Below are 11,326 nucleotides of genomic sequence, written 5' to 3' on the forward strand. Positions count from 1 at the left end.
ACTCATTCACCGACGGGTGTTTCGTTTTCTGTAAACGGATCAGGAGGGGTCTCGGATCCATCATCATCTGTACCAGCAGAACCACTTGATCCAGAGGTTACTTGTGCAACGATTGAATCTTCATCTTGTTTTCGTTTGATGGCTCTAATTTTTCCATCAGTTTCATAGAGACGTTCGATTACTTTTTTAAGAAGTAAAAATAAAAATTCAGGACTTTCTTGGCTCATCTGAACAAAAGTAGTTCGATTGATGATTCCTAATTTTGCCGTTTCTGATACTACTACAATAGATGCTGCCCTTGGGCTATTATTGATGATTGCCATCTCACCAAAAAATTCACCTGGCAATATGCTTCGTAATTTTATATGTTTTCCTTCGATTTGTTTATAAATATCTAACTGCCCTTCAAATAAAAAGAACATTGCACCGTTGGATGGAACTCCCTCTTTAAAGAGAACCTCTCCACGTTTGATATTGATCATACTAAGTTTTGCGAGAGATTCTTTAAGTCCCATCACTTGCCTCTGTTAGATCTTTTAGTTTTTGTTCCGCTTCTATCAAACGTTCCACGTATGTTTGTAATAGAGCATAAACAAACATAGGATTTGAATTTGCAATTCGTGTTAAATTTTGTTTGTCTAAAATTCCTAGTTGGGCTCTATCAGAATCGATAAATACAGTCATAGCTCTTGGATGACTTGATATGAGTGCAATCTCTCCAAAAAATTCCCCAGTCCCCAGTTTTCTTACTTCGTGGAAATTTCCTTGATCAGGTGCTCCCATTCCTACGGAGAGAGAACCACTTAAGATGAAATACATTTTCTCGTTAGACGGTTCACCTTCTCTAACGATGATTTCTCCTCGTTTGAATGTCTTTGTAGGGACAGTATTCACGAAGTCAAAGATGTTGATTCGATTGTCTTTTTTAGGAATGGACATTAAAGGCCGCGGTAAATCTCAATCAGTTCTGGTAATCTTTTTTCCTCTGCATATTCCAGAGGAGATTTTCCTGTTTTATCTTCTAATTTTGAATCTCCGCCATTTAAAACGAAGATTTTTGCCAATTCCAAAATGGAATCACTTTTACCAGGATCAAACTGGATTGTTAGTTCGGAAAGTATAGTTTTCCCTAGTTTGTCTTGTTGGTTTATGTTTGCCCGTCTTTCAACTAGGAATAGTACTAATTTCTTATATGATTCTGTTTGTGTTTTTTCTCTAGAAGATAAAAACTTCTGAACGGCTTTATGCAAAACGGTGAGGCCGTTATTGTCTGTTAGGTTGGGGTCCGCACCTAAGGTAATGAGTTGAGACATGGTTTCGATCCGATTTCGATTTAAGGCAATATGAAGTGCACTTAACCCTCGTTTGTTTTTGGTATTAGGGTTTACGGATTTTGTAACAAGTAGTTTGATTGTGTCGTCTGCAAACTTTTGTTCTTTTTTATCAATGTCCAATTTACAAACGGTTGTGATTAGGTTTTCTCCTTCTTCATTTAAGGATTGTAGGTCGGCGCCTGCACTAACTAAAAGTTTAAACCCTTCTGCATCCTTTCGTTCGATGGCCGCAAAAACCAAACTGGATCCATCTTTATGTTTGTGATTCGGATTTGCCTTTTTGGATAAAAGAAATTTTGTTATATTAAGGTTTTTGTTTTCTAATGCCAAACTGAGAGCTGTTTCACCAGTTTTTTCATTTAATACATCGACTGGGACATTTTTTTTCACTAACTCTTCTACGATCTTTTGTCCAGATTTTCTAGCCGCCAAATGGATAGGAAGATAGCCGGCAATGTTAGGTGTTAAAACATCTGCATTTTTTTGAATTAAAATTTCTGCAACTGACCATTTAGAGGTTTCAATGGATTCTTCTAAAGGATTTTTGTTTGTGGAAAGGATTTGGTTAGGATTGGCACCAGCATCCAAAACTAATTTTAGTAGATTGGTATCATTTTTTTGTAAGGCAAGTTCGAATAGAGTTTTTCCACTTAAACTTTTGGTATCAACACCCAGACCTTTTTTTAAAAGTAAATTTACCGCGATTAGATTCTTTTTCTCGGCTGCGTAAAAAAGTAAGGATTCTCCGTCTGGTGTTTTTGAATTCGCATCGGCTCCGCGGTTTAGAAGAACTTCGAGTCCTTGGGTGAATCCTTTTTCAATCGCGAATATAATGGGACGAATGGATTTTGTATCTTCTGTATTTGGATTTGCATTAGAGTCTAAACTCAAATTTAGAAGTTTTAAGTTTTTTTGTTCAATGGATACAAAAACGACAGTTCTTCCTGTTAAGTCAGGAAGATTGATATCTGCTCCATTTTGAAGAAGGTAAGAAATCGAATCAAATTTTGACTTTTCAAAGGCTAAATAAAGTGGAGATTTCCTTGGATTGTTTCTTAGATTTACATCGGCATTACTTTCCACGAGTAACTTTTGTACGGCGAGGTTGGCTTTTAAAACAGCCACATGGAGAGCTGTATTTCCATCTGCATCATAAGCGTTCAGATCGGCTCCTTTTTCCACAATGGTTTTGATTTGGTTTGTGAAACGAGAAGTGACTACATAGTGTAATAAAGTTTTGCCGGATAAATCTCTTTTGTTTAGATCTGCACCATGGTTTAACAAAATCTCAAATTGTTTGGGTTTGTTTTTTTCGACAGCAATGACGAGTAGCGTTTTTCCCGATTCATCGCTGGCATTGATATCTCCACCACTTGTGATAGCGGTTTCGAATTCTTTCAAATTTCCTTTGGTCAAAATTTGAACCATATCGGGAGGAGTCGTTTCTGTGGTTGTTTCCGCTGAGTCGTTTTGAGAAAAAACACTGCTGAAAGATAAGAGAAAAAGGAAGATACTAAAAGTAATCAGTTTATGTTTCATTTGGGTAAATAGGCATCTGGATCCAAAGCTTGTTGGTCTGGGCCTTTCCTAACTTCAAAATGTAAATGTGGGCCGGTTGATTTTCCGGTATTTCCAACCTGACCAATGATATCGCCAGAACGGACACTGTCACCTTCTTTTACTTGGCGTTCATTTTGGTGAGCATAGTAGGTGAAAATATTGTTTTTATGGCTTAAAATTGTTAACATCCCATAACCACCGCTAGTTGTTATGGTTCTCCAAACCTTCCCGTCACTAACGGCTTTGATAGGAGTGCCTATGGATGCGGGCAAATCAATTCCTGAATGGAAAGCTCCCACTTTTCCAGTAACAGGGTCTACCCTGGTTCCAAAGTTGGAAGATACATAACGATCATTATCAACAGGAATTTGAAAGTATTTTGAAATGTCATCGTTATCCACAAGAGGGCCTCGCTCTTTAGATAGAAACCCACCAAATACCCAACCTTCCCATTCATCATTCCAAGATACATATAACCATTTGGATCTAACGCCACCAATGGTTTCTATTTCCTTTTTTGAATCAATGATTTTGATTTTTTCATCCCCAGGGATTGTTGTGACAACCGAACCATAATCGTTTGGTTCGTCTCGCATTCTTAGACTTGTGGAGCGAACATATCGTTTCTCTCCCGTTTTTAAATCATCGGGATTTTCTTGTGGGAAAGAGATTTCTCCTGGTTGGACTTCATAGGATACAACTTCTGATGTACTGAGATAACCTCCGAAGACCCATCCATTTCCATAGGCAGAAGATATTTGGTGCCACTGCGATGTGATTCCATCAATGGTTTCTTCACTGACACTTGAGGTTTCAATTTTGACTTTGAGGCCTTTGGGTAATTTTGCTACAACGTAAGCATTGACATCGGGTTCACCTCTCATATTCAGGGAACTTGCCTCTACCCACATATTTTTTCCTTTTATTGAATCCGAATATTGATTGTTAGGTGTCTCCGAAATCCTTCCTGTCAGAGATGATAAATCTAAAGACAATCCATCTGTGTTTCTTGATTTGACGGCAGGTTTGTTTGAGGAAAGTAAGTCTTGGGTGATGTATCCTTCTTGTTTGGATTTGGTTCGCAAAAGAACCCAATGTGGTTTTTCTGTTTTAGCGGTTACGTCTTGTTTTAAAACCATAACCACTTCAACGGATTCTCCTTTTTTTACCTTCACTTGCGAACGTGAAGTTGGACTTTGGGATGGTTCTAATTGTAGATAAAAACTTTCGGCTGCAGTCGCAGATAATGATTTTGATTTTTTATCTTTGGCACCAGGGGCCGCATTGTGATCGGCAATTCCTTCCGCTAATTTTAAGTCGATGGGAGAAGAGGAGATTTTGAGACCAGGAAATTTGTTTTGCACACGACTGACAAAATCATTGTATTTTTGTAAAATTTCTTCCTGTTTCTTTTGGTTTATCGTAACAAGACCTGACTGTCTTTGTTTGTCTTTTTCCTCGAGAGTGTTTTGGGAAAAAATGGGTAAGGAACCAAAGAGTAGAAAAATAGACGTGATGAGGATTCTCTGATTTTTCATAAAACAATCTAAAAAAAACCAAAGAAATCGCGAATGGTCAAGGTTTTTTGTTTAGTCTTCCTCGGGTAGTAGGGGTGTTAGAAAGTAAGAGATAAATTCCAGTTTCCCTCTCATGGAAGATTTTTCATAGATAGATGCTGTTTGGTTTTCTATAGTGCGGAGGCTTTTTTTTCGAACTGCTGCAATTTGTTTTTGAGAGAATCCACGGAGGAGTAAAATGGCGATTTCAGTTTCCGCCTCGGACAATTTCCATTCTTCCATTTGGGCTTTTGCTTCTGCCCAAAATCCTAGTTCCGGATTTTTTAAGATTCTGTTGGTACGTTTTAAATCATGGATTTGAGATTTCGCATGTATATTTTCCACAGCCTCTGCTTTCAATTCTTTGTAGAGAATGAAAACGACAAGAAAGGATGAGATCGCAATGAAAGATTCAACCGTGGCAATGATGATTCGAAAGCGATCAAAGTATGCTGGGTTTGTTAAGGTGAAAACTTCTTCGGCAATCCAAACAATGAGAGATAAAACATAAAATGCTAAAAAAAGAATTCTTACCTTGCGAGTGTCCATGTTTCTATCTAAACTTTGTTACTAGTCCCTGGATACGCAAGTCAGTTTCTTAGGTAATACCCACATTTGCGGTTTTCCTCCATTGGAGAACCATGAATGTTGTGCGATTCTTTTGGTATGAACCGCTGCATGTTAAAAGTCTGGTTACTTTGTTTCGGATTTGCCTTGGGATTTTATGGATGCACTAATTTAAAAAACTCTGGTACCCGATCTGAGTGTTTGGATCGATGTGGTCGCGAACAGATGGTCTGTGCCTTGGCACTTGCTCCTCAATGGGACAATGCGATAGCCACTACATTTACTTGTGCGGCTATCAATAAAATGTGTTCGGATAAATGTCCTCTCCCTTCCACCACCCGTAACACTTCTACATCCAGGTCGAGTAGTTCTTCTTCTGGTTCAGGTAATAAAGGAAGTGGAAACTCTAGTTCTGGATCCGGATCTGGAAGTGGTTCAGGATCTTCAGGAGGAGGGGATTGAATTAGGAGCCCGTTTGTCTGTAGATGATTTTGGCACCAATCTGCAGATTTTTATAGAGATCCAAAAAGATTTGGTTGGGAACCATACCTTCCGCATCTCTCGAAAATTCAGGACGCAATCGTTTTAAAAAATACATCCCCAGTTCCCCTTTGTTTTTGGCTTTTACTTTGCCTCTGTATTCACATTCAAAGAATCGTTTTACCTTATCGTATGTTGTTTCGGAAAGATTGATTTCTCCGGCATCACCTGAACTTTCCATTCGACTGGCAGTGTTGACAGCGTCCCCCCAAACATCGTAAGCAAATTTTGTTTTTCCCACAACTCCTGCAACCACAGGCCCTGTATGGATTCCAATACGGATTTCCCAGAAATCTTGACCTAACATTTGTTTGAAGGAGCGGATTTGTGTCATAAAGGATTTGATCTCCATGGCAAAAAGGCAAGCATCCACTGGGTGAGTGAAATTTCCTTGAGGAATCCCACCTGCTGCCATATACGAATCACCAATGGTTTTTAATTTTTCGAAATTATGACGAACGGCAATATCATCAAACTGAGAAAAACATCCATCCAGTTGTTCGATAAGATCCTCAGGTGATAAAGATTCTGCAGCTAACGTAAAGTTTTTAAAATCAGTAAAAAGAATACTCACTGACTCGTATTCCATTGGAACTACTTCACCTCGTTCGATGAGTTCATCTGCTAAATCACCTGGTAAAATATTTCGAATGAAGTGAAGGGTTTTTTCCCTTTCTTTTTCTAAATCTCGCCTAAGGTTTGCATTGTGAATGGCACCGGCAACTTGTTCGCAAAAGGATGTGATTTCTGCAAATTCATCCTTTGTCCAGTCTTGTTCTCTTGTGAGTCTAGTGACACAGATGATCCCGATGGTTTGTCCTTGGACGACTAATGGAATTTGTCCAAATAGTTCTAATTTAAAACTATCTACAATGGATGTATCAATGGTAGATAGTTGTTTCCATTTGATAGATTTTTTTAAGTAAACAGGTTTTTGTTTTTGATAAGTTCTGAAAAGAGAACCGATGTTTGGTGATAGAACCGGTCGAAAAGTCCTTAGGAAATTACTGACAAGAAGTCCTTTGTTGAAAACTTCTGCACCCTCCATTAATGGGACTAACGAATTGGTTTTAGGATCCACAAGTAGAATGAATCCTAATTCCACGCGGTGATTGGTTTTCAGGTAAGTAAATACTTCTTTGGTTATATCTTCAATTTGAGAATAGGAATTAATCTTTCGATTGAACCTGTGTAGGTTTTCTAATTTTAACCGATTGGTTTCAATGTTTTCCTTTTCTTTTTGGATGGCGATATTTCCTTGTTTGAGTTCATCCAATAAATATCCGGTTTCGATGGTTCCGGCAATATAATCTGCAATGATTTTGATTTGATTGAGTTGTTGTTCGGAAAGTTCAAATATTCCTGAATAGTCTAATAAGTCTAATGTTCCAATAAACTTATTACGTAAATAAAGTGGAACAATCAAAAGGGATTTTAAATTGGCGGATTGTTTATTGGCAAGTTCCACACCTTCTGTTTTATATGATTCAAAATCTTGAATATAAAAACTTCGTTTGCGTTTTCGAACGTAAGCATGTGCATACATTGTAACATAGGGATCGGAAACGGGAATTTTCCTGCTCATAATTTCTTCTTTTACTTTATCTGTGAGTTCTTCAGGAAAGTTACTATGGAAAAATTCTATGGATTCCAATTCTTCTTTGTAAACATACAAAAGATAATTGGGGACTTTGAATTTTTCTTTTATATAACGGCTTAAAATTTTTAAGATTTCTTTTAAGTCTGAAGCAGAATTGATTTCCCGAAGGAGACCATCCAAATCGGAAAGTTGGCTATAGGAATCTACTAGTTTGTCAGAAAAATCTTCCGAGATCGATTTTATATCGACTAGTTCTTTGTTTTTCTCGGTTAGTTCTTCTTTTAAGAGACTGACTTCTTCTTGTAGTCGGAAGATATTGGTTTCTTTTTCTTCTTTTTGTTTGTATAAGGAATACATTCCATAAAGAACCCCTACAAAAAGAATGGCAATAGCAAAAAGTCCGTAAATCATTTGATTAGAATTTTTGCTCCACGTTTTTGTTGGGTGTACAACCTTCCAAATTTTTCATTCGGCGTCGATCCTGTATCATCTGACAAATCCGGTTTTAAGGACAACAATTCATAAATAGGGAACTGATCTCCTTCATAGGTATTGATATGTCTTTGGTTATCGATGTGGAAAAGTCGTTTCACTTTTTCCATTGTTTCTTGTGAGATATTGATAGGAACTCCCACACCACCTCGTCGTATCGCCTGGGTTTGGGTTACCGTTTTTCCCCATACGTCATAGTTGAACTTTGATTTCCCGATCACACCGGCAACAACTGGTCCTGAATGGATCGCAATTGTGATTCCATTGGGGCGAAAAGGAATGTCTTTGAAATCTTCTATCATTCTGTTGACTTCGTCTTTGATTTGTAAGGCGGCGAGGCAGGCATCTACCGCGTGGGTAAAATTTCCTAGAGGAAGTCCACCGGCTGCCAAATACATATCACCTGTCATACGAAGTTTTTCCATTCCTTGTGCTTTGATGATTTCATCAAAACGAGAGAAATATAAATCCAAACCTTCGATTAGTTCTTCTGGAGTGAGCTGCCCCGTGAGTTGTGAAAACCCTGGAAAACTAGTCATAAGAAGGGTTACATTTTCAAACTCAACAGGGTTCACCCGACCTTTTTTCTGTAATTCTTCAGCTACGTTTTTAGGAAGGATGTTGAGTAAAAGAGAATCCGATCTTTGTTTTTCTTCTTCAATTTTTTTGAGTAAAAAATGATTGTTGATCGCACTGGCAATATGTTCGGAAACACCAACAATAGAATTTACTTCCTCTAAATTCAGTTGGATATTTTTATCATTGATCCCGTAAACTGCCATGGCTACGACTTCGTCATTGTTCACAAGAGGGGAGATTAGAAATCCTTTCATACCGGACTTGTCTGTGATTTGTTTGTCGATAGCATAAGGCATGGATTTAGGAACATGTTTCATATAAAAATGTCGTTTTCTTTGGTAACATTTGTATACAAATCCGCTTTCTTCTCTGAGTGGAAAACGTAGAGATTTAAAATAGTTTATATTATCATCAACTAATAGATCAAATCCGGAGTGGTTTAAATACCTGAATTCATTGTATTCTTTGTCCAGAAAGTAGAGAACACAATGTTCGATTTTATAATTTTTACGAATGAACCCAAAAATTTCTGCGAGGATGTTTTCTAAGTTGTTTTGTGAGTTTACTGTTTTTGCAAACTCATTCATTTTTTGAATTTCTGCTTTTGCTTGTTCTGATTTTTTACGTTCTGCTTCTGTTATTTGTAATAACAGAGAGTTTTGGATGGCACCTGCAATTTGGTCACAAAATCCAGCGATCCTTCTTAGAACTTCACGAGTGACTTCCATTGGTTTTTGGTAAGAAGTAAAATATGCCATACCAATCACTTCATTTTGGACAACAAGAGGAACAGCCACAAAGGAAGTAAGGCTTAGTTTAGTGAAAATCTGTTCGTCTAACTCGGATTCGTATTTTTTGGGTGGTTTGGGAACAAACAAAGCTCTTTTTCTTGCATAAGTTTTGTAAATGATACCTCCCTTTTCATTTAAGGGAACTTTGAAGGATTTTGCAAATAACAGTTGTTCTTCTGTTGCATAAGTAGGAATGGTAGTGTTGTAAGTATATAATTCTTTGTTTTTTGTATCTATCAATTGGAGGAGGGTGGCTTCAATTTCAAATGTTTTTAAAATGTAATTGAACATCTCTTCGATGATTTGGGAAAGACTTGATTCCGAATTAATTTTTTTGGTGAATTCGTTTAGTTTGACTACTTCATTTTTTGCATTCTCCATCTGCATCCTTGCATTTTCCGCTATGAACTTTTCGCGGTTCATTTCTTCGACAAGGATGGAGTTGGTTACGGCAGTGGCTATGTTTTCGGCCGTGTTTTCCACTAACTGGAGTTGCGATCTGGAAAAACTAGTATTCTTTTGAGTGCTAAAAAGAGTTAACATGGCAATGACTTTCCCTTGTGAACTGAGAGGGATGATCATACCTGGATGTTTGCCAATCAGTTGCACAAACTTTTGGTTGGATTCGTTGAGACGTGATTCCCAAACTTTTGCAAATCGGAAAGGTCGGTTCCTTTTGTAGACATGATAAAAAAGTCCGGCACTTGGATCGAGAGGGAAACTCATACCATGTAATTTCGATTCTAATGTAAGTCCAGAGTTAGGTGATACAACTGATTTGTGATAAATGAGTTTTGAATTATCAGAATCGACGAGTAACAAAATCATCGAATCACAATAAACTTCTTCGTTTAAATAATCGAATGCTTTGGTAAGAATGCTGTCTAGTTCGAGTGAAGTGTTGAGAGTTTTTGCAAATTCGTTCAATCGTTCAATATTAGCTTTGGAACTTTCTAATTCTTGTGTTCTTTCGACAACAATGTCTTCCAACCCTTCTTTCAGGATGTTTAATTCTTTGTTGGAAACTTCCAAACGTTCTTTTAATTTTTCAATCGAAAGATAGGCTCTCGTGAATCCATAAGAAAGGATATACCCTTGGAACAAAATAAAACCTAAAAATCCAAATGGAGTTAGGTTTGTAGTGTTGATCACATTGTTTTGGTAGAGTATATCATGAACCACTGTTCCAAAAACAAAACTAAATCCAATCAGTGATAATCCAGCCCCCACGGTATCCGAACGATACGCCATAATGATGGCTATTGTGATGCGAACGCAGACTGAAATTAAAAAGATTTGGAAAAAATGAATTTTAGCACTGAAGACTGCGACTGGTAAAAATAAGGAAATAAGAAAAGGTGTGATGAGGATGTACAATACCCACATAGTTCTTGGCCCGACTGTGTTTGGAAACACCAGCCGGTAAAAGTAAGCAAATACAATTGTAGCAATGTAGATTGTACCAAATTCCAAACGAATGAGAAAATCCATCGGCATATCAGGGAAGATACTGAGTATATTTCTTTCGCCGATCGTAAGAAGACGCATCACAATGAGTAAACTAAACAAAGAGATGAAAAGGCTGGCTTTGTCTTGTCTACGCATGACAAATAGTCCCAAGTGGTAGAGCGCCCACAAAAAGATACTACCTGCGAGAAAGGAAGTTGTTAGATAACTGCGATTGACTTTGTCGTATAACGCACGTCTTTCGCCAATTTCCATACTTTCCCAAAGTCCACCTTTAGAATAATGGAAGTTGGAGATTTCATAAACAATTTCAGTGTCACCAGATACCGGTTCTAAATCCATAAGAACTGATTTGTAGGATGGTTCAAAGTAGTTGGGATTGATCCCAAAACTTCCTTGTTCCACAACTAGTTTGCCATTGATGTACAATCGATAGGCAGAAGACAGGTCAAGATTGTGAAAGGCCAGAGTCGGCGTGTTTGGTGGAAAAAATACTTTTAACTTATATGTCGCATAACCAAACCCATCTAAGGTTTCGCCAAACCAATCGACACCCTTCCAATTCGAAGGAACGGTTTGGTAGATGTATTTTGGTTCTTTTCCAAACTCAGAGTCAATTTGAGTTCCATTATTTGTTTGTTTCCAATAAAATTCCCATTCTCCATCGAGGGTGATGTTTCCATCTTTATTGAAGTCCCATGAGGACAAGTCCATCTTTCCTTCTTTCGCGATTGGTTTGTTGCGATTGACTTCCTTACAATGAGACAATCCAAAGAACAGGCCGAATAGGAATAACAAAAAGACTCTTTTCTTCATAGGTAGGCTACTAAGATTAAGAAC

Annotated in this window: 8 protein-coding genes; 1 reads left to right on the forward strand and 7 read right to left on the reverse strand. The window is 37.7% G+C overall.

Annotated features, from left to right (window positions below; translation table 11 throughout):
- Positions 1 to 2: 2 nt before the first annotated feature.
- Genes EHQ70_RS11180 through EHQ70_RS11200 form a run of 5 tightly spaced genes read right to left on the reverse strand, consistent with a single transcriptional unit; the run spans position 3 to position 4,999 of the window.
- A complete protein-coding gene (locus tag EHQ70_RS11180) occupies positions 3 to 515 on the reverse strand; it encodes a Crp/Fnr family transcriptional regulator (protein WP_135586414.1) in 513 nt (170 codons plus the stop codon).
- Positions 505 to 939 carry a Crp/Fnr family transcriptional regulator gene (locus tag EHQ70_RS11185; RefSeq protein WP_135586415.1) on the reverse strand — a complete coding sequence of 145 codons (435 nt, stop codon included), beginning with the start codon at positions 937 to 939 and terminating at the stop codon, positions 505 to 507. Before EHQ70_RS11185 ends, EHQ70_RS11180 begins: the two co-directional genes overlap by 11 nt.
- Positions 939 to 2,873, reverse strand: coding sequence for an ankyrin repeat domain-containing protein (locus EHQ70_RS11190; RefSeq protein WP_135586417.1), 1,935 nt, complete (start codon positions 2,871 to 2,873; stop codon positions 939 to 941). The genes EHQ70_RS11185 and EHQ70_RS11190 overlap by 1 nt, the downstream gene beginning before the upstream one ends.
- Positions 2,870 to 4,432 carry a peptidoglycan DD-metalloendopeptidase family protein gene (locus EHQ70_RS11195; RefSeq protein ID WP_135586419.1) on the reverse strand — a complete coding sequence of 521 codons (1,563 nt, stop codon included), beginning with the start codon at positions 4,430 to 4,432 and terminating at the stop codon, positions 2,870 to 2,872. Before EHQ70_RS11195 ends, EHQ70_RS11190 begins: the two co-directional genes overlap by 4 nt.
- 51 nt (positions 4,433 to 4,483) lie before the next feature.
- Entirely contained in the window at positions 4,484 to 4,999 is a 516-nt protein-coding gene (locus EHQ70_RS11200; protein WP_135586421.1) for a helix-turn-helix transcriptional regulator, read from the reverse strand.
- 129 nt (positions 5,000 to 5,128) lie between these two features.
- Here EHQ70_RS11200 and EHQ70_RS11205 point away from each other — a divergent pair, with 129 nt between their 5' ends.
- The gene (locus tag EHQ70_RS11205) at positions 5,129 to 5,479 is read left to right on the forward strand and encodes a hypothetical protein (protein ID WP_244288309.1); all 351 of its coding nucleotides are present in this window, start codon (positions 5,129 to 5,131) and stop codon (positions 5,477 to 5,479) included.
- Between the two features lies 1 nt (position 5,480).
- Here EHQ70_RS11205 and EHQ70_RS11210 read toward each other — a convergent pair whose 3' ends face one another.
- Entirely contained in the window at positions 5,481 to 7,568 is a 2,088-nt protein-coding gene (locus tag EHQ70_RS11210) for an adenylate/guanylate cyclase domain-containing protein (RefSeq protein ID WP_135586423.1), read from the reverse strand.
- Positions 7,565 to 11,302: an adenylate/guanylate cyclase domain-containing protein gene (locus EHQ70_RS11215; RefSeq protein WP_135586425.1), complete on the reverse strand. Its 3,738-nt coding sequence runs from the start codon at positions 11,300 to 11,302 to the stop codon at positions 7,565 to 7,567. The genes EHQ70_RS11210 and EHQ70_RS11215 overlap by 4 nt, the downstream gene beginning before the upstream one ends.
- Positions 11,303 to 11,326: the final 24 nt, after the last annotated feature.

The sequence above is a fragment of the Leptospira congkakensis genome (assembly GCF_004770265.1).
In the GTDB taxonomy this organism is placed as follows: Bacteria; Spirochaetota; Leptospiria; order Leptospirales; family Leptospiraceae; genus Leptospira_A; species Leptospira_A congkakensis.

Excerpts from the sequence above, each read along its gene's own strand:
- EHQ70_RS11185 (WP_135586415.1), bottom strand. The coding sequence starts at position 939 with ATGTCCATTCCTAAAAAAGACAATCGAATCAACATCTTTGACTTCGTG.
- EHQ70_RS11190 (WP_135586417.1), bottom strand. The coding sequence starts at position 2,873 with ATGAAACATAAACTGATTACTTTTAGTATCTTCCTTTTTCTCTTATCT.
- EHQ70_RS11180 (WP_135586414.1), bottom strand. The coding sequence starts at position 515 with ATGGGACTTAAAGAATCTCTCGCAAAACTTAGTATGATCAATATCAAA.
- EHQ70_RS11195 (WP_135586419.1), bottom strand. The coding sequence starts at position 4,432 with ATGAAAAATCAGAGAATCCTCATCACGTCTATTTTTCTACTCTTTGGT.
- EHQ70_RS11200 (WP_135586421.1), bottom strand. The coding sequence starts at position 4,999 with ATGGACACTCGCAAGGTAAGAATTCTTTTTTTAGCATTTTATGTTTTA.
- EHQ70_RS11210 (WP_135586423.1), bottom strand. The coding sequence starts at position 7,568 with ATGATTTACGGACTTTTTGCTATTGCCATTCTTTTTGTAGGGGTTCTT.
- EHQ70_RS11205 (WP_244288309.1), top strand. The coding sequence starts at position 5,129 with ATGTTAAAAGTCTGGTTACTTTGTTTCGGATTTGCCTTGGGATTTTAT.
- EHQ70_RS11215 (WP_135586425.1), bottom strand. The coding sequence starts at position 11,302 with ATGAAGAAAAGAGTCTTTTTGTTATTCCTATTCGGCCTGTTCTTTGGA.